The organism is Amycolatopsis sp. NPDC005003 (assembly GCF_053600695.1).
In genome coordinates this window covers 127,138-149,379 of record NZ_JBSGAI010000024.1, presented here as the reverse complement: position 1 = coordinate 149,379, position 22,242 = coordinate 127,138, and the positions used below count along the sequence as shown (strand labels likewise).

At 72.1% G+C, this 22,242-nt stretch carries 20 protein-coding genes; 7 read left to right on the top strand and 13 right to left on the bottom strand.

Annotated elements, in window-relative coordinates:
* Window positions 1-59 precede the first annotated feature (59 nt).
* Complete coding sequence (locus ACWED2_RS26825; RefSeq protein ID WP_449693247.1) at window positions 60-3,218, top strand: BTAD domain-containing putative transcriptional regulator; 3,159 nt, start codon at window positions 60-62, stop codon at window positions 3,216-3,218.
* Between the two features lie 111 nt (window positions 3,219-3,329).
* On the opposite strand, the gene ACWED2_RS26820 is transcribed toward ACWED2_RS26825, so the two are convergent.
* Together ACWED2_RS26820 and ACWED2_RS26815 are read right to left on the bottom strand one after the other, a co-directional pair.
* Window positions 3,330-4,136, bottom strand: coding sequence for an ABC transporter permease (locus ACWED2_RS26820; protein ID WP_449693246.1), 807 nt, complete (start codon window positions 4,134-4,136; stop codon window positions 3,330-3,332).
* Window positions 4,133-5,116, bottom strand: a complete 984-nt coding sequence (locus tag ACWED2_RS26815) for an ATP-binding cassette domain-containing protein (protein ID WP_449693245.1) — start codon at window positions 5,114-5,116, stop codon at window positions 4,133-4,135. Before ACWED2_RS26815 ends, ACWED2_RS26820 begins: the two co-directional genes overlap by 4 nt.
* Window positions 5,117-5,221: 105 nt before the next feature.
* On the opposite strand from ACWED2_RS26815, the gene ACWED2_RS26810 reads away from it, so the two are divergent.
* On the top strand, window positions 5,222-6,238 hold the full coding sequence (locus tag ACWED2_RS26810) for an endonuclease/exonuclease/phosphatase family protein (RefSeq protein ID WP_449693244.1): 1,017 nt from the start codon (window positions 5,222-5,224) through the stop codon (window positions 6,236-6,238).
* On the opposite strand, the gene ACWED2_RS26805 is transcribed toward ACWED2_RS26810, so the two are convergent.
* The 3 genes from ACWED2_RS26805 to ACWED2_RS26795 form a co-directional block, all read right to left on the bottom strand.
* Window positions 6,239-7,036: an SIR2 family NAD-dependent protein deacylase gene (locus ACWED2_RS26805; protein ID WP_449693243.1), complete on the bottom strand. Its 798-nt coding sequence runs from the start codon at window positions 7,034-7,036 to the stop codon at window positions 6,239-6,241. It abuts the gene before it with no gap.
* Window positions 7,029-7,340, bottom strand: a complete 312-nt coding sequence (locus tag ACWED2_RS26800; protein ID WP_091318834.1) for an antibiotic biosynthesis monooxygenase family protein — start codon at window positions 7,338-7,340, stop codon at window positions 7,029-7,031. Before ACWED2_RS26800 ends, ACWED2_RS26805 begins: the two co-directional genes overlap by 8 nt.
* 68 nt (window positions 7,341-7,408) lie before the next feature.
* Entirely contained in the window at window positions 7,409-8,815 is a 1,407-nt protein-coding gene (locus ACWED2_RS26795) for a M1 family metallopeptidase (protein ID WP_449693242.1), read from the bottom strand.
* 75 nt (window positions 8,816-8,890) lie between these two features.
* On the opposite strand from ACWED2_RS26795, the gene ACWED2_RS26790 reads away from it, so the two are divergent.
* Window positions 8,891-9,637 (top strand): alpha/beta fold hydrolase, encoded by a 747-nt coding sequence (locus ACWED2_RS26790; protein ID WP_449693241.1) that lies wholly within the window; start codon window positions 8,891-8,893, stop codon window positions 9,635-9,637.
* A gap of 66 nt (window positions 9,638-9,703) precedes the next feature.
* Here ACWED2_RS26790 and ACWED2_RS26785 read toward each other — a convergent pair whose 3' ends face one another.
* The 5 genes from ACWED2_RS26785 to ACWED2_RS26765 form a co-directional block, all read right to left on the bottom strand.
* The gene (locus ACWED2_RS26785; RefSeq protein ID WP_449693240.1) at window positions 9,704-10,660 is read right to left on the bottom strand and encodes a peptidoglycan recognition protein family protein; all 957 of its coding nucleotides are present in this window, start codon (window positions 10,658-10,660) and stop codon (window positions 9,704-9,706) included.
* Window positions 10,661-10,723: 63 nt separating this feature from the next.
* Window positions 10,724-11,599: an A/G-specific adenine glycosylase gene (locus ACWED2_RS26780; protein WP_449693239.1), complete on the bottom strand. Its 876-nt coding sequence runs from the start codon at window positions 11,597-11,599 to the stop codon at window positions 10,724-10,726.
* A gap of 9 nt (window positions 11,600-11,608) precedes the next feature.
* Window positions 11,609-12,544: a glycosyltransferase gene (locus ACWED2_RS26775; protein ID WP_449693238.1), complete on the bottom strand. Its 936-nt coding sequence runs from the start codon at window positions 12,542-12,544 to the stop codon at window positions 11,609-11,611.
* 41 nt (window positions 12,545-12,585) lie between these two features.
* The gene (locus ACWED2_RS26770; RefSeq protein ID WP_449693237.1) at window positions 12,586-13,077 is read right to left on the bottom strand and encodes a beta-class carbonic anhydrase; all 492 of its coding nucleotides are present in this window, start codon (window positions 13,075-13,077) and stop codon (window positions 12,586-12,588) included.
* 100 nt (window positions 13,078-13,177) lie between these two features.
* A complete protein-coding gene (locus tag ACWED2_RS26765; protein WP_449693236.1) occupies window positions 13,178-14,278 on the bottom strand; it encodes a LacI family DNA-binding transcriptional regulator in 1,101 nt (366 codons plus the stop codon).
* 190 nt (window positions 14,279-14,468) lie between these two features.
* Here ACWED2_RS26765 and ACWED2_RS26760 point away from each other — a divergent pair, with 190 nt between their 5' ends.
* Genes ACWED2_RS26760 through ACWED2_RS26750 form a run of 3 tightly spaced genes read left to right on the top strand, consistent with a single transcriptional unit; the run spans window position 14,469 to window position 17,107 of the window.
* Complete coding sequence (locus ACWED2_RS26760; protein WP_449693235.1) at window positions 14,469-15,380, top strand: metal ABC transporter solute-binding protein, Zn/Mn family; 912 nt, start codon at window positions 14,469-14,471, stop codon at window positions 15,378-15,380.
* 2 nt (window positions 15,381-15,382) lie between these two features.
* Window positions 15,383-16,228 (top strand): metal ABC transporter ATP-binding protein, encoded by an 846-nt coding sequence (locus ACWED2_RS26755; RefSeq protein ID WP_449693234.1) that lies wholly within the window; start codon window positions 15,383-15,385, stop codon window positions 16,226-16,228.
* A 3-nt stretch (window positions 16,229-16,231) separates the two neighbouring features.
* The gene (locus ACWED2_RS26750; RefSeq protein ID WP_449693233.1) at window positions 16,232-17,107 is read left to right on the top strand and encodes a metal ABC transporter permease; all 876 of its coding nucleotides are present in this window, start codon (window positions 16,232-16,234) and stop codon (window positions 17,105-17,107) included.
* An 11-nt stretch (window positions 17,108-17,118) separates the two neighbouring features.
* Here the strand turns inward: ACWED2_RS26750 and ACWED2_RS26745 are convergent, their stop codons facing one another.
* The gene (locus tag ACWED2_RS26745) at window positions 17,119-17,457 is read right to left on the bottom strand and encodes a winged helix-turn-helix transcriptional regulator (RefSeq protein WP_449693232.1); all 339 of its coding nucleotides are present in this window, start codon (window positions 17,455-17,457) and stop codon (window positions 17,119-17,121) included.
* A gap of 60 nt (window positions 17,458-17,517) precedes the next feature.
* Between ACWED2_RS26745 and ACWED2_RS26740 the strand changes: the two genes are divergently transcribed.
* Complete coding sequence (locus tag ACWED2_RS26740; protein ID WP_449693231.1) at window positions 17,518-18,180, top strand: NADPH-dependent F420 reductase; 663 nt, start codon at window positions 17,518-17,520, stop codon at window positions 18,178-18,180.
* Here ACWED2_RS26740 and ACWED2_RS26735 read toward each other — a convergent pair.
* Entirely contained in the window at window positions 18,177-19,385 is a 1,209-nt protein-coding gene (locus ACWED2_RS26735; protein WP_449693230.1) for a DUF445 domain-containing protein, read from the bottom strand. The two genes, ACWED2_RS26740 and ACWED2_RS26735, sit on opposite strands and share 4 nt — an antisense overlap.
* A 40-nt stretch (window positions 19,386-19,425) precedes the next feature.
* Window positions 19,426-22,143: a BTAD domain-containing putative transcriptional regulator gene (locus ACWED2_RS26730; RefSeq protein WP_449693229.1), complete on the bottom strand. Its 2,718-nt coding sequence runs from the start codon at window positions 22,141-22,143 to the stop codon at window positions 19,426-19,428.
* Between the last annotated feature and the right edge of the window lie 99 nt (window positions 22,144-22,242).

Sequence of the window (22,242 nt, the reverse complement as noted above, 5' to 3'; positions counted from 1 at the left end):
TAATCAGCACTTCCGTCGGCCCGCCCCGGCGCCGGCGCCACGTCTGGAAAGCTGGACGCATGCGCGTTGCGCTACTGGGGCCGCTGCGGGCGGCGGAAGACGACGGCACGCCGATCGACATCGGCGGTGCCCGCCTCCGCATGCTCCTGGCCAGGCTGGCGCTGGACGCCGGGCGCGCGGTTCCGGCCGACGCGCTCGTCGACGGGCTCTGGGGCGCCGAACCACCGGCCGACGCGGCCAACGCCCTGCAGTCGCTGGTCTCGCGGCTGCGGAAGGCCCTGCCCGTGGCCGTCGAATCCGGGCCGGGCGGCTACCGGCTCGCGGTGCAGGCCGGTGACGTCGACGCCGAGCGGTTCGAACGCCTGGCGGCCGAGGGCCGCCGCGAACTGGCCGCGGGCCGTGCCGGGCAGGCCGCCGCCCGGCTCACCGAGGCGCTCGCGCTGTGGCAGGGCGCCGCGCTGGCCGACGTCCTCGACGCGCCGTTCGCGCAAGCGCCGGCGCGGCGGCTCACCGAGCTGCGGGCCGAGGCGGCCGAAGACCGGTTCGAAGCGCTGATCCGGCTGGGTGAGCACGCCGGGGTGCTGGCCGACCTGACCGCGGCGGCCGACGCCGACCCGCTGCGCGAACGGCTCGCCGGGCTGCGGATCCGCGCGCTGTGCGCCGCCGGGCGTCAGTCGGAGGCGCTGGCCGTCTACGCCGGGATCCGCCGCACGCTGGCCGACCAGCTCGGCGTCGACCCCTCGGCCGAGCTGCAGGAGATCCACGTCGCCGCGCTGCGTGGCGAGTTCGCGCCGCCGGCACCGGTGGCCGACCGGCTGCCGACCCGCCTGACCACGTTCGTCGGCCGCGACGACGAGCTCAAGCTGCTGGCCGAGCTCCTCGCCGGTGCCCGGCTGGTCACGCTGACCGGGCCGGGCGGGGCGGGCAAGACCCGGCTGGCCACCGAAGCGGCGTCGCGGCACCCCGCGCACCAGCGGGGCCGGGTCTGGTTCGCCGCGCTGGCCGGCGTCCGTGACCCCGACGACGTCCCGGGTGCCCTGCTGGGTGCGCTCGAGGTGCGGGAGATCCGCGCCGAGACCGAGATCAACCGCCGCCAGCCGGAGCCGGTGGAACAGGCCGTCGAGGTGCTCGGCGGCGAGGAAGCCCTGCTGGTGCTGGACAACTGCGAGCACGTCGTCGACGCCGCCGCGCGGCTGGCCGACGAACTGCTGCACCGGGCGCCGCGGCTGCGGATCCTGGCCACCAGCCGCGAGCCGCTGGCCATCACCGGGGAGGCGCTGTGCCCGCTCGGGCCGCTGCCGGTGCCCGCGGAACGCGCCGCGCCCGCGGAGGCCGCCGAGCTCGACTCGACCCGGCTGTTCCTCGACCGGGCCGCCGCGGTCCGCCCCGACTTCGTGCTCGACGAGTCCACCGTGGACCAAGTCGGGGAGATCTGCCGCCGGCTCGACGGGATGCCGCTGGCGCTGGAGCTGGCCGCGGCGCGGCTGCGGTCGATGACCGTGGCCCAGATCGCCGGCCGCCTCGGTGACCGGTTCCGGCTGCTCACCTCGGGCAGCCGGACGGCCCTGCCGCGGCAGCGGACGCTGCGCGCGGTCGTCGAGTGGAGCTGGGAACTGCTGGCCGAGCCCGAGCTGGTGCTGGCCCGGCGGCTCGCGGTGTTCGCGGGCGGCGCCGAGCTCGCCCCGATCGAAGCGGTGTGCGCGGACGAGCTGCTGCCCGCGGCCGACGTGCCGTACGTGCTGGGCAGCCTGGTCGAGAAGTCCATAGTGGACACCATCGACACCGGTGGCGAGCCGCGGTACCGGATGCTCGAGACCCTGCGCGCCTACGCCACCGAGCGGCTGGTGGATTCGGGCGAGCACGACCGGACGCGCCGGGCGATGGCGCGCTACTACGGCGAACTCGCCCAGGGACTGGAACCGGCGCTGCGCACGGCGGCCCAGCTGGAGGCGATCGACCGGTACGAGGCCGAGAGCGTCAACATGATATCCGCGCTGCGCGGCGCGATCGAAATGTCCGATGTGGACAACGCGGTGGCGCTGCTGGACGGGATGTTCTGGTACCTCACGATTCTCGGCCAGAGCGGGCGGATCGGTGCACTGGTCCGCGAGACCCTCGAGTTCGGCGACCGGTTGCCGCCGACGGTCTCGGCCGCCTACCGGGCGCTCTGCTACCTCATCGACGCGATCCCGGTCCGGTCGGACCAGCCCGAGATCCTCCGGCTGGTCGACGAATGCGTGCGCACCGAAGCGGTGAACCGCTACCCGGGGCTCGCGGTGGCGCTGCCGATGCTGGCGTTCCTCGGCGGTGACCGCGAGATCGCCGAGCGCGAGGTGCGCCGGGCCGAGCAGCACGCGGACCCGTGGACCCGCGCCGGCGGGCACTGGGTCGAGAGTTTCCTGCTCGAAGACGCGGGCGACGTCGAGGGCGCCGACCGGGCGCGCGACCTGGCCCACGCCGGGTTCGAGTCGGTCGGCGACCGGTGGGGCATCGCGATGACGCTGAGCTTCAAGGCGTACTCGCTGTCTCAGAACGGTGAGAGCGCCAAGGCCATCGAGATCTACCAGCAGGGCCTGGCCCTGTCGATGGAGCTGCGGTCCTACGAGGACGCCGTGCAGCACTGGTGGCGGCTGGCCGTCGAGCGGGCGCGCACCGGCGACTTCGAAGGGGCCTGGCGCGACCAGGAGGCCGCGGAGCGCTACGGCGAAGGCATCACGAACCTCCAGCACCGGGCGATCCTGATGTTCGGCAGGCTCGAGCTGCTGCTGCGCACCGGCCGGCTGGCCGAGGCGCGGGCGCTGCTGGACCGCGTGGCCGCGATGGGCGGCGACGACTGGTTCCCCGGCGGGATCGGCGACGAGTTCATCCACTCGTTCGAGGCGCGGCTCCTGCTGGCCCAGGGCCGCGTGGACGACGCCGAGCCGCACGCGGCGATCGCGATCCGGGCGACGAAGCAGCGCGGCGACATGCCGGACCTGGCCGGGGCGGTCGAGCTGCTGGCGATGATCCGTGAGCGGCAGGGCCGTCCGGAGACGGCGGTCCGGGTGCTCGCCGCCTCCGCCGTCATCCGCGGCCGGCTCGACCTCGGCAGTCCCGAGCTCCGGGCGCTCATCGACACCCTCCGCGCGGCGCTCCCGGACTACGACTCCCGTTACGAAGCCGGCCGTTCCTTGCCCAAAACGGACACGATCAACTGGCTCCTGGCCGAGCTGGGCTGAAGACCGCCTTCCTCCCGCCCGACGAGCCGAAGGGCACCTTCCACGCATCCGATGCGCGGAAGGTGCCCTTCAGCTTCCCCTGGTGCGGAACACCCCCGTGTCTCCGCGCCCTCAAACCCGCCGGCGGTAGGCCCAGGTGGCCAGCGGGAAGAACACGACCACGGCACCGGCCATCCAGGCCAGCGCGCCGGCCAGCGGACCGGCCACCGCGCCGCCGTTCATCAGGCCGCGCAGCGCGTTCGCCATCAGGCTGACCGGGCTGATGTCCGCCCACGCCCGCAGCCAGCCCGGCATGGTCGACGTCTGCACGAACACGTTGCTGCCGAACGTCAGCGGCATGATGAAGACGAACATCAGCGCCTGCGCCGAGCCCGGCGTCTTCATCAGCATGCCGACGAACACCGAGCCCCAGCAGAAGCTCAGCCCGAACGCCAGCGCCAGCAGGATCGCCACCGCGAACTCGCCGGGGCTGGTCGCGATCCGGTAGCCCATGATCGTCGCCACGATCATCAGCACGGCCAGGCAGACGACGTACCGCACGACGTCGGCGAGCACCGCGCCGATCAGCGGCGCCGAGCGGGCGATCGGCATGCTGCGGAACCGGTCGAACACGCCCTTGGTGACGTCGGTGTTGAGTTGCACGCCGACGGTCAGGCACGCCTGCAGGATGTTCATCACGATGATGCCGGGCACCACCATCTGCAGGTAGGCGTCGGTCGAGCCGGACAGCGCGCCGCCGAACAGGTAGACGAACATCACCAGGAAGATGATCGGCATCAGGGTGACGTCGGCGAGCTGCTCGGGATTCTTGCGGATCTTCAGGATGCCGCGCCACGCCAGCGAAAGCGCGTGCTGGAACCCCTTGCCGGGACTGATGTGCCGCGGCGGTGCCGGGCGGTCGAGCGCCAGCGTCGTCATGCCAGGCTCCCTTCGAGGGTCTTGTCCTTGTCGGCGGCGGACTGTTCGGCGGTGTGCCCGGTGAGGGCGAGGAACACCTCGTCGAGGCTGGGCAGCCGCAGCGCCAGCTCGTCCGCGGTGATCCCGGCCTCGTCCAGCTTGCGGACCAGAGTGGACAGCAGCACCGGGTCGTTGACCGGCGCGGTGAGCAGGCCGGTCGCGTCGTCGCGGGTCGGCCGGACGCCGGACAGGTCGCCGAGGATCCGGTTGACGGCGTCCATGTCGGACAGCTGGGTCGGCCGGACCTGCAGCGTCTGCCCGCCGACGCGGCGCTTCAGCTCGTCGGCCCGGCCGTCGGCGACGACCCGGCCGTGGTCGAACACGGTGATCTTGTCGGCCAGCTGGTCGGCCTCTTCCAGGTACTGCGTGGTCAGCAGCACCGTCGCGCCCTCGGCGACCAGGCCACGGACGACGTCCCAGACCTCGTTGCGGGCGTGCGGGTCGAGCCCGGTGGTCGGCTCGTCGAGGTAGAGCACCTCGGGCCGGCCGACGAGGCTGGCCGCGAGGTCGAGCCGCCGCCGCATGCCGCCCGAGAACGTCCGGATCGGCCGCTTGGCCGCCTTGGTCAGCTCGAACCGCTCGATCAGCTCGGTCGCGCGGGCCTTCGAGTCGGCGCGGGAGTAGCCGTACAGCCGTCCGATCAGGACGAGGTTCTCGATGCCGTTCAGGTCCTCGTCGACCGACGCGTACTGCCCGGTCAGCCCGATCAGGCTGCGGACCCGGACCGGGTCGGCGACCACGTCGTAGCCCCCGACCGTCGCTCTGCCTGCATCCGGTTTCATCAGCGTGGCCAGGATCCGGACGGCGGTCGTCTTACCCGCGCCGTTCGGCCCGAGCACCCCGACCACCTGGCCGAACGGGACCTCGAGGTCCACCCCGTCCAGCGCCTTCGTCTCCCCGAACGTCTTGACCAGGCCCTCGGCCTGGATTGCGTGCGACATGGGCGTCCTCCTTCACTGTCGCTTCCGGGAAGCACTGTGGACGGTGGCGCTGGTAGGCCGCGCACAGCGCGCTGTCAGCGGCTGGCAGGCGCTGGTGGAGATCTTGTGGAGGAGTTGTCGGGGCAGCGGCCGCGCGGCGCCGGCCTGGGCATACTCGGCAGCATGGTGATTGCCGAAGAGACGCGGTCGCGGCGGAGGTATCCGCTGGTCACGGGCCTGCTGGTGGTCCCGGTGGTGCCGCTGGCGATGCTGGCGGCACTGCGCCTGGTCGGTTACGACGGCGGCTGGTACACGCTGGTCGCGCTGTCGTTGACGCCGTACGCGGCGGCCGCGGGCGTGCTCGTCGGCGTCCTCGCACTGGCGTTGCGGCGGTGGTGGACCGGCGGGGTCGCGCTGGTGCTGGCGCTCGCGCTGGCCCTCCTCGTCCTGCCGCGGACGTCGGCGAGCGAACCGCGCGACGTGCACGGCAAGACCCTGCGCGTCCTCTCCTCGAACCTGCTGTACGGCCGGGCCGACCCGAAGGCCGTCGTCGACCTGGTGCGCGAGCAGCGGATCGACGTGCTGAACCTGGTCGAGATGACGCCGTCCGCGGTCGACCGGCTGACCGCGGCCGGGCTGTTCGACCTGCTGCCGCACCGGGTGCTGCACCCCGCGCCGGGTGCGTTCGGCTCGGGGATCGCGGCCCGCTTCCCGCTGAAGGAGGTCAACCTGACCGGGGATTCGGCGGCCAAGCAGCCGGGCGCGGAGGCCGACCTCGGCGACGGCGTGGTGGCCGAGATCGTCGCCGTCCACCCGATCTCCCCGGACGTCGACACCCCTCAGTGGGAACGCGAGATCAAGGACCTTTCGGGCCCGGCGGGAGAGCACGGCCTGCGCATCCTGGCGGGCGACTTCAACGCAACGCTGGACCACGCGGCGTACCGCACGATCCTGGCCCGCGGCTACCGCGACGCGGCGGAGGAGCGCGGCGAAGGCCTGGCCCCGACGTGGCCGTCGTCCCTGCCGGTGGTGACGATCGACCACGTGGCGGTGGACAACCGCGCGGCGGTGCTGGACTACCGCGTGTTCGACGTCGACGGCTCCGACCACCGGGCGGTGTTCGCCGAGGTCCGCCTGCCGTGATCAGCGGGGCAGCAGCCGCTCGAGCGTTTCGAGCGCGCCGGCGGCGATGGACACGCCACGGCCGTGGCGGATCTCCGGTTCCCGCGGGTTGATCCGGATCAGTGCGCCCGTCGCCGCGCTGGCCAGTTCGGCGTAACGGCGGACCGTCGGCACCGCCTGGCCCGCGCCCAGCTCCACCACCACGAGGTCGCGCGCCGTGCGGCGCCAGGCCGTCAGCTCGTCCAGCTGGGCCTGGCTGCGGTCCGGGATCCAGGAGAAGTCGCCGAACATCAGGATGTTGGGCCGGGCGAGGCCGCCGCAGCGGGGGCACGACGGCAGCGGCGGCACCGCCCGCATGGTCTCCTCGTCGATCAGGACGTCCATGTCGGCGGGCCGGATGTCGTCCGTGCACCCCGCGAGGCACTGCAGGTGGTGGATCGAGCCGTGCGCCTCGGCGACGGGCTCGAAGCCCGCTTTCTGGAACTGGCCGTCCACATTGGACGTGAAGACCCGGACGCCGTGCGGCAGCTTCGAGCCGAACTCCCGCAGCAGGCGGAAGCCGTCGTGCGGCACGGTCCGGCGGTACAGCGAGAGCCGGTGCCCGTAGAAGCCCCAGGCCAGCTCGGGGTCGTCGGCGAAGTGCCGCGGGTCGGCGAGCTCCTCGAACCGCAACCCGAGCCGGGCGTACGGCGGGTACGCGCGCCAGAAGCCTTCGCCGCCGCGGAAATCCGGCAGCCCGGAGTCGACGCCCATGCCGGCGCCGGCGCAGATCAGGAGCGCGCCGGCGCCGTCAAGCAGCTTCGCGGCTTGCTCACTCACCTGGCTGCGAACCGAGGACGACCTCGAACTCCAGCAGGTTGGCGCCGGTGGACACGGGCTTGGCCCGCTCGCCCGAGTGCGCCGCTGCGGCCGGGCCACCCTTCGCCCACGCCTGGTAGTGCTCCTCCGACTCCCACTTCGTGTAGACGAAGTAGCGCGTCTCGCCGGAAACCGGCCGCAGCAGCTCGAAGCCGAGGAAGCCGGGCTGCTCGTCGACGGAGTGCATGCGCGCGGCGAACCGCTTCTCCAGCTCGGGGCCGGCGCCCTCGGGGACCTCGATCGCGTTGATCTTCACGACACTCATGGTCTCCAGCCTAGTTGGCTCTCGCGTGTGACCCGCGCAGTGCGCGGACGCGGTCGCTGCCGGGCAGCTCAGCTGCGCAGCGAGCCGGGGAACAGGTCGGTGTCCGCGGGGAGCTTCGTGCCGCGGAACCAGGTGTCGAAGAACGCCCGGAGGTCCTTGCCGCCGATCCGCGTCGCCATGGCTTCGAAGTCGGCCCAGGTCGCATTGCCGTGGCGGAAGCGGACCGGCCATTCGCGCAGCAGCTTGGCGAACGCCGGGTCGCCGATTTCGCGGCGCAGGGCGTGCAGCGCCAGGATGCCCTTGTTGTAGACGCCTTCGAACTCTTGGCCCTGGCCCATGCCGACCAGCTTCTGCGCCCAGAAGTCCGTGCTGCCGCGGGTGATCTCGATGGCCGCGCGGTAGCGGTCGTCCAGGTTCTGGCCCTCGCGTTCGGCCCACAGCCACTGCGAGTACGACGCGAAGCACTCGTTCAGGCAGATGTCGGACCAGCTCTGCACGGACACCGAGTCGCCGAACCACTGGTGGGCGTTCTCGTGCACCAGCGTCGGCAGGTCGGCCCACTTCGCGTACGTCGGCCGGGTCTGCGTCTCGAGCGAGAACGGGACGTCCTCGTTCAGGAAGATCCCGCCCGCCGCCGACTGCGGGTACGGGCCGAACTTGCCGGTCAGGAAGGTGAGCACCTCGGGCAGGCGATCGCCGATCGCGCGGCGGGCCTCGGCGCCCGGCGCGTACGCCGAGACCACCGGTGTGCCATCCGGCAATGTCGATCTGTCGACACCGAACTTGCCAATCGCGATCGTCGTCAGGTAGGTCGCCACCGGGTTGACCTCGGTCCAGGTGCCCGGCGGGCCCTCGCGGCCGTTCGAGACCACCGTCCAGCCCGCCGGGACGTGCGCGGTGAGCGTGAAGGTGGCCTTGTCCCGCGGGGTTTCGTTCGCCGGGTACCAGAAGGCCGCCGAGTGCGGCTCGCCGACCATGTACGCGCCGCCGTCGGCCGAGTGCTTCCAGCCGTTCTCGCTGCCGCCGTCCCGCGGGGTCTTGGCCGGGTCGCCGCCGTAGCGGACCCGCGTGCGGAACGTCGTCCCGGCCCGGATCGGCGACGGCGGGCTGATGACCAGCTCGAACGCCTTCTCGCGGGAGAACGTGGCCGGCTTGCCGTCGACCTCGACGCTGTGCACGTCCAGCCCGCGCAGGTCGAGGTCGAAGCGGCTGAGGTCCTGGGTGGCCTTCGCGGTCACCGTGGTGTCGCCGTCGAGGTGCCCGCTCGGCGGGTCGTACTTGACGTCGACCTGGTAGGCGAGCGCGTCGTAACCGCCGTTGCCGTCGTCCGGGTAGTAGGGATCGCCCGCGCCGGACGCGCCCGGCGCGGGGTGCATCGGTGGCGGCGGAGGCGGCAGGGTGACGGCGTCGCCGCCACACGCCGCGGCGAGGATCACCGCGGCGCAGACGGCCAGGGCGGTCAGTCGGCGGCGCACACCCACCACCATAGGTGATGGATTGCGATCGGTTGGTCACGTTCCGCACCAGGGGTTTTGTGGTTAGGTGGCCGCGTGCTCTGTTTCGGCGGCAGCGGTGTGCCGATCGTTCTGCTCCACGGCCTGATGGGCCGCGCGCGGACGTGGTGGCGGGTCGCGGAGTGGCTCCGGCCCTACGGCGCGGTGTACGGCCTCGACGCCCGCGGCCACGGCAACGCCCCGCGCGTCGGCCCGTGGACGACCGAGCGCTTCGCGGACGACATCGCCGAAGCGCTGCGGACCCTCGACGCCGGTCCCGCGGTGCTCATCGGGCACTCGATGGGCGGGCTGCACGCCTGGGCGACCGCCGCGCGGTACCCGGAGCTGGTGCGCGCGGTCGTGTCGGAGGACTTCGCGCCGGACCAGCGCGGCCGGACCGTCGAGACCTGGCGCGGGTACTTCGAGAGCTGGCCGGTCCCGTTCTCCTCGCTCGACCACGTCCGGGCGTTCTTCGGCGACGCGGGTGACTACTTCGCGGACTGCGTCGAGGAGCGTTCCGACGGGTTCCACCTGGTCGCGGACCTCGAGGACCTGTACGTCATCGCGGCGGAATGGGGCCGGCGGGACTACTGGGACGTCGTCGACGCGATCCGCTGCCCGCTGCTGCTCGTCGAGGGCGAGCACACCGCGATGCCGCCCGGTCAGCAGGCCGAAGTCGCTTCGCGGGTGCCCGACGCGAAACACCTGGTGGTGCCGGGTTCGGCCCACCTGCCCCACGACGAGGCCCCGGAGACCTACCGCGGCGCCGTCGAGGCCTTCCTCAGCCAGGTCATGAACCGCTGAAACCGCGCGTGAGCAGAAGGACGGCACACCGAGCGCGTCGTTGAGCCCGGCGCACCGACCTCCTGGTCACGCGCGTGTCAGATCCGCTCGCCAGGCCGCCGTCGACCGGTCCGAGGGGACGATCAGCGGCCACACGTCGGCGCCGAGGAAGCCGGTTTCGTCGGTCACCTCGGTCGCGGTGCACGTGTGGCGCGGCAATCCGGCCTGAACGGACAACGCGGCCACGGCGTCCTTTGTGGACCTTCCGAAGACGCCGTCGGTCGGCACGTCGAAGCCGGAGGCGCGCAGGAACTGCTGCGCCAGCTGCACCTTCCGGCCGGTGTCACCCGGCTTGAGCAGCGGCCACTCGGCTTCGGACCGCGCCACGGAGACGCCGAGGACGTGGCCGACGGCGGTCCGCAGCTCCGGCAGCCGGTTGTAGAGCACCTGGCCGGGGCATTCCGTCGAGTTGAAGTCGCGGTGGCCCTTGATGAACTCCGGCGCGATGCCGTACTGGCTCGCGATGTAGGCGACCAGCGAGACCAGCGAGTTCCACAGCGCCGGCGGCACGTCCACCGTGCTGTAGAGGCCCTCGTTCTCGATGCCGATGACCTCGCTGTTGTGGTTGCCGACGTTCGCGCCCTGCACGTGCCGGGTGCCACCGCGCAGGATCTCCAGGCTGCGGTGCCTGCCTTCGGTGATGTGGCCGCCACGGCTGTTCGTGAACTGCTGGCCGCTGTCGATCCAGCCGTTCCTGTCCATGTGCAGGTTCTGGATGAACCGCGAGACGTAGAACGCGCGCTCCAGCGAGAAGTCGTCGTTCATCGGCGGGTCGACCGCGTGGTGCACGACGATGTACGTCGGCTTGTGGTTCTCCACCACGATGGTGCCGTCGGCGGGCCGGGCGCCCCACTCGGACGTCGGGTGGATCGCCGGTTCCGCCACGGCCGCGGCGGCCGTCCCCGTGGTCGTCATCCCCAGTGCGCCGGCCGCGGTCGCGGTCACCCCCGCCTTCAGCAGGGTCCGGCGGTCAACAGTGACCATGCGGAAAACGGTAACTCCGCATCGCGCCGATGACAACTATTGACCAACTTTGGTTGTAATGCGTCAGTGTTCACCCGGTAGGGCGAAGAGGCCATCGCGGGTCTGCTCCAGCAGGCCGTCGACCAGCAGGGAATCCAGGCAGCGGTCCCGCTGGCCGCCGTCGTGCCACACCTGGTCCAGGCGAGCCTTCTCGACCGGTCCCTCGCTGCCGCGCAGGACGTCGAGCAGCCGCCCGCGCACGTACCGGTCGGTGCCCGCGTACCGCTGCACCGGCTTGGCCGGGCCGGTGTACTCGGGCCGTCCGGCGTGCTGCCACGCGCACTCGTCGTAGATCGGGCAGTCCGCGCACTTCGGGGCGCGCGCGGTGCAGATCAGCGCGCCCAGCTCCATGATCGCGGCGGAAAACTTCGCCGCGGGCGCGTCTTCGGCCGGCAGCAGCGCCTCGACGTCGGCCATGTCCCGGGTGTTGGACGCCGGCCCGGCGTCCCCGGCCCCGTGCACCGCCCGCGCGACGACCCGCCGCACGTTCGTGTCGACGACCGGTGCCCGCCGCCCGTAGGCGAACGCGGCGACGGCCCGGGCGGTGTAGGCGCCGATCCCGGGCAGCGCGAGCAGAGTGTCCACATCGGACGGAACGACATCGCCGTGTTCCTTGGCGATCACTGCGGCTGTGTCATGGAGCCGCAGCGCCCGGCGCGGGTAGCCGAGCTTGCCCCAGGCCCGCACGACATCGCCCTGCGACGACGCCGCCAGCGCCGAGGGCACCGGCCACCGCGCCATCCACTCGTGCCAGATCGGCTGCACCCGGACGACCGGGGTCTGCTGGAGCATGATTTCGCTGACCAGGACACCCCAGGCCGAGCAGGTGGGCTCGCGCCAGGGGAGATCCCGGCCGTGCGCGGAGAACCAGTCGAGCAGTACGTCAGCGTCCACAGCCACGCCGGGAGGCTACTTCGCGTGCTTCGGCAGCTCGCGGGCGACCTCGTCCGGCGACGGCATGGCGGCGATCTCTTCGGCGATCGCACGAGCCGCGGCCCGGCAGGAGGACGCCTTCCGGGCCTGTTCGGCGACGGCGTCCGCGCTCAGTTCGCCGGGCAGGAGGCGGACTGCGGCACCCGCGGCGACGAGCGCGTCGGCGTTGGCGAACTGGTCGGCGCCCTGCGGCAGGACGAGTTGCGGCACGCCCGCGGCGAGCGCGCCCAGCGTGGTGCCGCTGCCGCCGTGGTGCACGACCAGGTCCGCCCGCGAGATCGCCGCTGCCTGCGGTACCCAGGCACGGGCCGTCACGTGGGCCGGCTGCGGCCCGAGCGGCACTCCGCCGGTGGCCACCACGACGTCCGTGCCGAGCGTGGCCAGACCTTCGATGGCGGTCGTGAGCACCTCCGGGGTGCCGAAGGCGGTGCCGAGGGTCAGGTAGATCAACGGCCCCCGGAAGTCGCCCGGCTCGGCGAACGGGACAGGCCGCACCGGGATGCGCTCGGCGGTCGCGAGGAAGTCCGAGTCCTGCAGCGACGGCGGGCAGATGTCGAGGTGCACTCCCCCGGTGGGGCGTTCGAAACCGATGGCACGTGGGAACATCCGGCCGAAGCCGTGCCAGAGCGACGGGATCCCGGCGCGCTCCGCCGCGAGGCCCACCTCCGGAACGCCCCAGCCGTGCACGACCAGGTCCGGACGCAGCCGCTTCAGGTCCGGCTCGAGGTCTTCGGCGTAGATCTCGTAGAACGAGTCCGCCGGCCGGAACGGGTTCAGCCCCCGCAGCGACCTGTGGACATGCTCGCCGACGGCGAAGTGCACGTCGTGCCCGATGTCCCGCGCCGCGACCGCGAGCGGGACCATCGGGTACGTGTGGCCGGCCGACGCCAGCCCGGCGAACAGAATGCGCATGCCGTCCCCATCCAGATGTCGGCAACATCTGGCTGGGAATGCTACTTGACCTCGGTGAGCTTCCCGGTCTTCACGTCGTAGACGAACCCGCGCACGGTCTCCGTGTGCGGCAGGTAGGCACTGCGCCGCACCCGCTCCACCGACGTCCGGACGCTGTTCTCGACGTTGCGGAACGCCTCGACCGACCACGTCGGCCGCAGGCCCGTGTCGGTCTCGAGCTCGTCCTTGAAGTCGTCCTCGGTCACCATCGAGAGGCCGCATTCGGTGTGCTGGACGATCAGCACCTCGCGCGTGCCCAGCTTGCGCTGCGAAAGGGCCAGCGAACGGATCATGTCGTCGGTCACCACGCCGCCCGCGTTGCGGAGGACGTGCGACTCGCCTTGCAGGAGGCCGAACAGCTCGAACACCCGGATCCGGGCGTCCATGCAGGTCAGGATGGCCACCTGGAGCGACGGCTTCGGGGACGACCGGTCGCCGGGCGTCACCTCGCCGAGTTCCTGGTTGCGCTTGAGCAGTACGTCGATCGAGGTCATCGGTCACCTTCCGGCCAGTGGCCCCGCGGCGCGGGCGTACCACTCCATTTGACCGGGTGACTACCCCGATGAGCAATGCGCTAAGAGCAATCTCACGAGGTCAGCCGCCGAACCACGGCTCCTCGATGGTCCGCGGCGGCCCCGACGTCCGGCCGACGCGCAGCTCGGTCGGCAGGGTGATCACCTTCGGCGCGCTCCGCTCGCCCGAGCTGAGCAGCAGCCGGCCGGCCGTCTTGCCCTTCTCCAGCACCGGCTGGTGCACCGTGGTGAGCCCGATCCGCTCGGCCTCGGCGATGCCGTCGAAGCCGGTCACCGTCAGGTCCTGCGGCACCCGCAGCCCGCGCCGCTCGGCCTCGGCCATGGCGCCGATCGCGAGGATGTCCGAGGTGCAGATCACGGCCGTGATCTGCGGGTACGCGTCCAGCAGCTGGCGGGCCGCGGACGCGCCGTCGTCCACCGTGTGGTCGAAGCGCTCGACCACCGGGACGCCCGCCCAGTCGACGCCCGCCGCCGAGAACGCGACCGCCAGCGCCTCCAGCCGGGTGCGCTGGACGTGGAAGTGCGCGCCGCTCTGCCGCGTCGCCGAGACGAAGTCGTCGTTGCGCTCGCGCGCGAGCCGCATGCAGATGACGCCGACCTGCCGGTGGCCCAGCGTCACGAGGTGCTCGGCGATCTTGCCGACCGCCGCCGCGTCGTCCGGGCCGACGCGGTCGATGCCCTCCAGGCTCGGCTGGTCGATGATCACTGTCGGCACCGGCCGCTCGAGCACCGCGGCCAGGTGCGGGTCGTCGTCCGGTACGGAGTAGACGACGAAGCCGTCGACGCCCGCGCGGTGCACCGCGGCGACGTCTTCGCGGCCCGGGCTGGCCGGCACCAGGTGCAGGCCGACGCCGGCGTCTTCGCAGGCCAGCGCCAGTCCTTCGAGCACGCCGACGGCGGCGGGGTCGCGGAAGGCGTAGGAGAGGTTCTCGGTGAGCAGCAGGCCGACCGCGCCCGCCTTGCGCGTGCGCAGGGAGCGGGCGACCGGGTCGGGGCCCGGGTAGCCGAGGCGCCGCGCGGTCTCGAGGACGCGGCGGCGGAGTTCCGGGGACAGCTGGTCCGGCCGGTTGTAGGCATTGGACACCGTGGTCCTGGACACACCGAGCTCCGCCGCGAGCGACGCCAGTGTCGCCTGCCTCCGGGTGCGAATAGGACGTCCCATCAGCAAACCGTAACGGTTCAGATCGGTTTCCTGAAGAGACACCCCGCGTGGTCGATGTCTCGATCCGCATGCGCGAAGACGCATACACCAAAACGCGATCCCATGGCCAGAAAGTCATCCGGATGGGGTAAGGTGAATCTGACAACGGTTTCCATTAGCGTCTCAGTGCCCTACAGGGAGAGTCCTTCAGATGAGTTCCCGTCGCACCAGGAGCGTGCTCGCCGCCGCTTCGGCCCTGTCCGTGTTCGCCTTGGCCGCGTGCTCCGGCGGGACGTCCTCCGACGGCGGCGGCGCGCAGGCCGGCGGCGACGGCAAGATCAAGATCGTCGCGTCGACCGACGTCTGGGGCAGCGTCGCCACCGCGGTCGGCGGCGAAAACGTCGAGGTCAAGTCGATCATCCACGACCCGTCGGCCGACCCGCACTCGTACGAGACGACGGCGGACGACGCCCTCGCGGCGAAGGGCGCGCAGCTGCTGCTGTCCAACGGCGGCGGGTACGACGAGTTCTTCGGCAAGCTCACCGAGCAGGCCGGGAGCGCGAAGAAGCTCGTCGCCTACGACATCGCCGCGACCGGCGACGAGAACGAGCACGTCTGGTACGACCTGCCGGGCGTCGACAAGATCGCCGACCAGCTCGCCGCGCAGCTGGGCGAGCTCAAGCCGGCGGCCAAGCAGCAGTTCACCGACAACGCGACCGCGTTCAAGGCGAAGGTCGACGCGCTCGAGAAGCGGCTCGAAGAGCTGGGCACCACCCACCCGGGCACGAAGGTGGTCGTCACCGAGCCGGTGGCGCACTACCTGCTGGCGAGCGCGAAGATCACCGACGCGACGCCCAAGGCGTTCTCGGACGCGGTGGAGAACGACACCGACGTCCCCGCCGACGCGGTGAGCGCGTACAAGCAGCTGATCGAGACCAAGCAGGTCAAGGCGCTGATCAACAACGAGCAGACGGTCACGCCGCTGACCCAGGACGTCGTCAAGCAGGCGAAGGACGCCGGGATCGGCGTGGTCGGCGTGACCGAAACGCTCCCCGCGGGTGTGACGGACTACATTGGCTGGATGACCGGGGAAGTCGACGAGCTGGCTGGGGCGTTGAAGTAGCCATGTCTCCGGTTCCAGACGACGTACGCCCCGCGGTCCGGGTCCGCGGGGCGGGCCTCGCGTTCGGCCCGCGCACCCTCTGGTCCGGGCTGGACCTCGACGTCGAGCCGGGCGAGTTCCTGGCCGTGCTCGGCCCGAACGGCTCCGGCAAGAGCAGCTTCCTCAAGGCGCTGCTCGGCATGCAGGACCTCTCGGCGGGCACGGTCGAGATCGCGGGTGGTCGTCCGGGCGGCGCGAACCGCAAGGTCGGCTACATCCCGCAGCAGCGCGCGATCGACGAGTCGCTGACGCTGCGCGGCGTCGACCTGGTCGGGCTGGGCCTCGACGGGCACCGCTGGGGCTTCGGGCTGGCCGGCATGGCAGCCCGGCGTCGCCAGGTCGCTGCGGCCGTCGAGGCCGTGGGGGCCACGCGGTACGCGAAGCAGCCCGTCGGCCGGCTGTCCGGCGGCGAGCAGCAGCGGCTGCGGGTGGCGCAGGCCCTGGTCGGCGACCCCGAGGTGCTGCTGTGCGACGAGCCGCTGCTCTCGCTCGACCTGGCGCACCAGCGCGCGATCAGCGAGCTGATCGACGAGCGGCGGAGCAACGCCGGCACCGCGGTGCTGTTCGTGACCCACGAGATCAACCCGGTGCTGCCGTTCGTCGACCGGGTGCTGTACCTGGTCAACGGCCAGTTCCGGATCGGCAAGCCGGACGAGGTCATGACCACGGCGACGCTGTCCGAGCTGTACGGCACCCGGGTCGAGGTGCTCGAGGTCGGCGGCCAGATCCACATCGCGGGCGCGCAGAGCGCGTTGTGCGAGGCCGAGCCGCACCACCACGAACACGACGTCGAAGAGCAAGTGGGCTGAGTCTTGGATCTGTTGGACTTCGGCAAGACCTGGGAGCTGATCACCGAGCTTTCCGGGGTGCAGACCGCCCTGCTGGCGGCGTTGATCCTCGGCCTGGTGGCGGGGGTGCTGGGCCCGCTGATCGTGATGCGGCGGATGTCGTTCGCGGTGCACGGCACGTCCGAGCTGGCGTTCACCGGCGGCGCGGCGGCCCTGCTGCTCGGCATCGGCGTCGAGTACGGCGCGCTGATCGGCGCGGTGGTGGCGGCCCTGCTGCTGGGCATCCTCGGCGCGCGTGACGCCGACCGCGACTCGGTGATCGGCGTGATCCTCTCGTTCGGGCTGGGCATGGGCGTGTTGTTCCTGTCGTTCTACAAGGGACGGTCCGGGAACAAGTTCGGGATCCTGACCGGCCAGATCATCACGATCGATTCGACGAACCTGACGCTGTTCGTGGTGTCGTCGGTGGTGGTGCTGGCGGTGCTCGGGCTGGTCTACCGGCCGTTGCTGTTCGCTTCGGTGGACCGGAACGTGGCCGTGGCGCGCGGGGTCCCGGTGAAGACGCTGACCGTGGTGTTCGCGCTGCTGGTGGGCGTTTCGACGGCGCTGAGCGTGAAGGTGGTCGGCTCGCTGCTGGTCGTCGCCTTGATGGTGACGCCGGCCGCGGCGGCGGCTCGCGTGACGGCTTCGCCGTGGAAGGCGACGGTGCTTTCGGTGGTGTTCGCCGAGGTGTCGGCGGTCGGCGGAATCGTGCTGTCCCTGGCGCCCGGCCTGCCGGTGAGCGCGTTCGTGACGGCGATTTCGTTCCTGATCTACGTGGTGTGCCGGGTGCTGGCGTGGCAGCGCGACCGCCGGACCCGGGTCCGCGCGGTGGAACCGGCCCTGGTCGCGGCGGCCTGAAGCGCACTTCCCTACGAGAGTTCCGCCTGGTTCTCCGCCGCCCACTCGGCGAGGTGGGCCAGCGGGCCGTTGGCGAAGGACGAGCCCAAGGCCGTGAGTTCGTAGACGGCGGCGTCGCGCCCCGGTTCTCGTGGCGTTCGCCCGACCAGGCCGCGGGCGGCCAACCGCCGGAGCGACTCGGTCAGCACCTTGTCGCTCACTCCGGCGATGCGGTCCAGCAGGGCGCTGCGCCGGGTCGGGCCCATGCGCAGCGCGGAGACGACGACCGGGTCCCATGTGTGGGTGAGGAGTTCGACCGCGGATCGCACGTGACAGTCCGAAACGAAGGTCTCGCAGCCCTGTTCGTTCACCGCCACAGTCTCGCATTCCCGTCCCTACCGATTGGTAGGAAAAGGGCTCCTAGCGTGGCCATGAGACCTCACGAAACGAAGGAGACCATGGTGGACGTCGGACTGCTGGGAACCGGAAACCTCGCTGTGGCACTGGGGAAGGCGTGGGCGGCCGCGGGGCACTCGATCGTCGTCACGGGCCGCGGCGCCGACCGCGCGAAGGCCGCCGCGGAGCAGATCGGCGCCGTCGCCACGGCAGCCGACCCGGGCCGGCTCGCGGACGCCGACGTCGTCGTGGTGGCGGTCGCCTGGAGCGGGCTGGGGGAGGCGTTGAAGCTCGTCGGCGGCCCGGACGGGACGCTGTCGGGGACGACCGTCATCGACTGCACGAACGCCGTGGACTACGCGACCGGGCGTCTGCTCCCGGAAACCGGATCGGCTGCCGAGTTCGTCGCCCGTCTCGCGGCCGGCGCCCACGTGGTCAAGGCCCTGCACCTGTTCGCCGGCGTGTCCTGGCCGTTTTCCGGCGACGTGGACGCCTCGCCGGTGGTCGCGATCTGCGGCGACGACGCGGGTGCCTTGGAGAGGACCGCCGAGCTGATCGGTGACCTCGGTGCGCGGACCGCGGTACTGGGCGGGCTCGCCGCCGCCCGGCAGGCCGAGGAAGCCGCCGGCTTCGTGATGCGCGTGGTCGCGGCCGGCGCCAACCCGCGCTTCGCGGTCCCGGACGTGCGCCCGGCCTAACCGAGCATCAGCAGGACCTGCAGCTCGCCCACCACGAAGCCGATCACCCCGCCCACGGCGATGAGCTTCCACTCGTCCTGGCGGAACGCCGGCCGCAGCAGGCCCTCGAACTCCAGCGGCGTCAGCGCCAGCATCCGCTGCTCGATCACCTTGGCGACGTCCATCGCCTCGGTGAGGTACCCCTCGGCGTACCGGGCCGTGTCCGGCAGCTGTTCCAGTGCCTTCCGGGCCGCCGCGTGCTTCATCTCGCGCAGGCGGGTGCCGCCCACCGTCCAGGCCAACGGCATCTGCGCGTCGACCGTCTCCGACACCAGGCGTTCCACCCGGGCCGCGAGGCGGTCGGCGCGGGGGCCGCGCAGGATCGCGTCCAGGAGGTTCTGGACCGTCAGGACCTCGTTCGCGATCAGCTCGCCGTACTGCCGCGCCACCTCCGCGCGGCGGCGCTGGAACTTGCCCTGGAGGATCACCCGGCCCACGCGCACCGGCTCGCGGGGGACGAAGATCAGCTTGATCGCCAGCCAGTCCGTGCACAGCCCGATGACGCCGCCGAAGACCGGCAGCACCCACGGCTCGCGGGTGAACGCCCACACGATCGTCTGGACCAGGCCCAGCCCGAAGCCGAAGTAGATGCCCATCCGCGCGATGAACGCCATTTCGGGGCGGGACGTCTCGCGGATCAGCCGGACGAGCAGCTTCTTGTCCCGCGTCAGCCGCTGGACCGTCATGTGCTGGACGTCGAGCACCTCGTCGAGGTTCTCGCGGACGTCGTCGAGGAACTCCCGCACCAGCCGCGGGGCCGACGCCTGGACCTGCTTGATCAGCATCTCCTGCGCGAGCGTCGGCAAGACCTCCCACAGCCGCGGGTGGTGCTCGGCCAGCACCTCGCGCGCGGTGTGGTCGACCGCGCGAAGCAACGGCTGTTCCAGCTCGCTGGTGATGATCACCGGGTCGATCCGCTCGAGGACTTCGCGCAGGTCGAGCAGGTTCGCCGTGAGCAGCTCGGTGGCGACGGCGGCCATCCGCCCGCCGTGCTTCGGGACCACGCCCTGCCAGCCGAGCAGCGGGGGGATCCCGACGAATTCGAGGGGCCGGAACATCATCTCGATGGCGACGCGCTTGGTGACGTACCCGATCAGCGCGGCGACGAACGGCATCGCCGCGTACAGCGGCCAGTGCAGGGCGAGGTCGTGCAGGACAGCGTCCATTCCGGCCTCCCTCACGGTCCCGAGAGCGAAACCGTACCGGCTACCCGATGAGCGCCGAAGCCTCCGCCGCCTGCGGGTCGCCGAGTTCCTCGAACACGGCTCGCGCGCTCCGCCAGCAGTCGCGGGCCTGGTCCGGTTCGCCGAGCCGGGCCAGGGAGCGGCCGAGGTTCATCAGGGTCCGCGCCCGGCCGTAGTCGTTGCCGGCGAGGACGTGCTGGGCGATCGCCTGCTGGTAGCGGTCGACGGCGCGGCGGTGGTCGCCTCGCAGCGCGTACGTCTCCGCGAGGTTCGCCAGGCAGATCGCCGTGTGGTAGCGGTCGCCGCGGCGCCGGAACACGGCCAGCGCCTCGCGGTTGCGGGCCGTCGCCGGTTCCAGCCGGCCGAGCGAGCTGTTCGCCAGCGCGATGTTCATCAGGGCCAGCGCCTCGCCGAGGGTGTTGCCCCGGTCCCGGTGCAGCTCACCGGCCTGGGTGAACGCGGCCAGCGCCGGTTCGAAGCGACGCGTCTCGGCGTACGCGACGGCCAAGCTGTTCAGCGTCACCGGCGCCCGGTCGTCGTCGCCGGTCGCCCGGTGCAGTTCGAGGGCCTGCCGGAAGTACGCGATGGCCTCGTCGTACTGGCCGTTCACCGCGTGCGCCGAGCCGAGGCTGGCCAGCAGCGCGCCTTCGGCCTTCGGGTCGCCGAGCTGCCGCGCGGAACGCAGGCCGGCCTCGCTGGTCTCGAGCCAGTCGCGCCGCCGTTTGCCCGCGTAGCAGTAGGACGACACGGCGAGCGCGAGCTGCCAGGCGTGTTCGTGCAGCCCGTTGGCCGCGGCGCCGTCGATCGCCGCGACCAGGTTGGCCTGTTCGGCGTCGCACCAGCCCATCGCGCCGCGGTGGTCCGGGAACGCCACCGGCGTGACGGCGGTGACCGGCTCGACCAGCTCGAAGGGCGGCCGGTGGGGCCGCAGCAGCCGCTCGGCGGCGACCGTCGTGTGCAGGTACCAGTCCAGCACCCGCTGCCGGGCGAGCCGTTCCTCGGGGTCTTCGGCGGCCAGCTCCGCGGCGTAGTCGCGCAGGAGGTCGTGACAGCGGTAGCGGCCGTCCCCAGCCCGGTCGAGGAGGTTCGCGCGGCACAGCTCGGCAAGCGCTTTCCCGGGCTCCCCGCCCGCCAGCGCGGCCACGCCCGCCTCGCTCACCGTCTGGCCGGGGTGCACCGCCAGCAGCCGGAACAGCCGCGCCGCGGCCGGGCTCAGCGCCCGGTAGGACCAGGAAAACACCGTGCGCAGGTTCTCGCCGGTGAGGTCGAAGGCGTCCAGCCGCTGCCCCGCCCGGAGCCGGGCGGTCAGCTCGGCGGGCGAAACGCCGGGCTCCTCCAGCGCGCGGGCCGCGACGATGCTCAACGCCAGCGGGACGTGCCCGCAGTAGGCCGCGAGCGCGGCGACGCCGCCGGAGTCGTCGCGCAGCCGGGCCGCGCCGAGGTACCCGGCCAGGAGGTCGGCGGACTCGGCCGGGCGGAACGGCCCGAGCCGGACGGCGGCCGCGTGCTCCCGCGCGACCAGGCTGCTCAAGCGCGTGCGGCTGGTGACGAGCACGACGCACCGGCGGCCGCCCGGCAACAGCGGCCGGACCTGCTCCGCGTCGGCCGCGTTGTCGAGCAGCAGGAGCGTCCGGCGGTCGGCGAGCAGGCTGCGCAGCCGGGCGGCCTGCTCGCCGACGTCCGCCGGGACCGAGCCGGGTGGGACACCGAGGGAGTGCAGCAGCCGGGGCAGCGCCTCGGCAGGCCGCATCGGCGCCTCGGTGTGGTCGAAGCCGCGCAGGTCCAGGTACAGCTGGCCGTCCGGGAAACGGTCGCGGGCGTGGTGGGCCCAGTGGACCGCCATCGTCGTCTTGCCGATCCCGCCCATGCCGTGGACGACGACGATGCCCGCTTCGCCGGTCGCCGCGGCCAGTTCGGCCAGCTCGGGCGCGCGGCCGACGAAGCCACGCCGGGCGTGCGGCAGCTCGGCCGGGACCGCGGACCGGGCCGGTGCCGGTTCGGCCGCTTCTCCGCCGGCGGTCAGGATCTGCCGCTGGACCGAGCGCAGGTACCGGCCGGGTTCGACGCCGAGGCCGTCGATCAGCGCCCGCCGCGCTTCCTGGAATTCGCGCAGCGCTTCGGCGGTTTGCCCGGTGGCGTGCAGGGCGAGCATCAGCCGGCCGCGGAGCTGTTCGGCCAGCGGGCGCTCGGCGACCAGCGCCCGCAGCTCGCCGAGCACCCCGGCGTGGTTGCCGACGGCGGCTTCGGCGTCGATCCACGCCTCGGTCAGCTGACCCCGGAACTCTTCCCAGGCGGCCGCGTGGCGCTGCCGCAGCAACTCCGAACCGACGTCGGCGAGCAGCTCGCCGCGGCACAGCCCGCGTGCCTCACCGAGCAGGATGACCGCCTTTTCCGGATCGTCGCATTCGAGGGCGGCCTTGTGCAGCTCGCGGACGCGGAAAACGTCGACGTCGCCGGGTGCGACGTCCAAGGAATAGCCGGGCGCCCGCGTCACGATCCGCGCACGGTCCGTTGCGGACAGCCTCTTCCGCAGCCGCGTGACGTGACTGTGCACCGTTTCCCGGGCCGTGACCGGCGGATCTTCGCCCCACAGGCAGTCGACCAGGCTCTCCGCCGAGACGACCTGCCCCGGCTGCATGGCGAGCGCGGCGAAAATGACCCGTTGCCGTGCCGACGTGATTCGCGTGAGTGCGCCCGAATCGTCGAGAACTTCGAGCGGACCGAGCAACCGGATTTCCACGCGCCGCAGTCTGCCACCGATCTGCCATCCCGTTGCCAGGTCGGCCGAGGACGGTACGGAAGTCCCGCCGGGGTCCACATCGGAAGGAACGAAGTCTTG

Coding starts and splice junctions, on each gene's coding strand:
- ACWED2_RS26770 (WP_449693237.1), bottom strand. CDS start 13,077: ATGACCTCGATCGACGTACTGCTCAAGCGCAACCAGGAACTCGGCGAG.
- ACWED2_RS26815 (WP_449693245.1), bottom strand. CDS start 5,116: ATGTCGCACGCAATCCAGGCCGAGGGCCTGGTCAAGACGTTCGGGGAG.
- ACWED2_RS26760 (WP_449693235.1), top strand. CDS start 14,469: ATGAGTTCCCGTCGCACCAGGAGCGTGCTCGCCGCCGCTTCGGCCCTG.
- ACWED2_RS26735 (WP_449693230.1), bottom strand. CDS start 19,385: ATGGACGCTGTCCTGCACGACCTCGCCCTGCACTGGCCGCTGTACGCG.
- ACWED2_RS26765 (WP_449693236.1), bottom strand. CDS start 14,278: ATGGGACGTCCTATTCGCACCCGGAGGCAGGCGACACTGGCGTCGCTC.
- ACWED2_RS26820 (WP_449693246.1), bottom strand. CDS start 4,136: ATGACGACGCTGGCGCTCGACCGCCCGGCACCGCCGCGGCACATCAGT.
- ACWED2_RS26740 (WP_449693231.1), top strand. CDS start 17,518: ATGAGACCTCACGAAACGAAGGAGACCATGGTGGACGTCGGACTGCTG.
- ACWED2_RS26785 (WP_449693240.1), bottom strand. CDS start 10,660: ATGGTCACTGTTGACCGCCGGACCCTGCTGAAGGCGGGGGTGACCGCG.
- ACWED2_RS26825 (WP_449693247.1), top strand. CDS start 60: ATGCGCGTTGCGCTACTGGGGCCGCTGCGGGCGGCGGAAGACGACGGC.
- ACWED2_RS26800 (WP_091318834.1), bottom strand. CDS start 7,340: ATGAGTGTCGTGAAGATCAACGCGATCGAGGTCCCCGAGGGCGCCGGC.
- ACWED2_RS26775 (WP_449693238.1), bottom strand. CDS start 12,544: ATGCGCATTCTGTTCGCCGGGCTGGCGTCGGCCGGCCACACGTACCCG.
- ACWED2_RS26755 (WP_449693234.1), top strand. CDS start 15,383: ATGTCTCCGGTTCCAGACGACGTACGCCCCGCGGTCCGGGTCCGCGGG.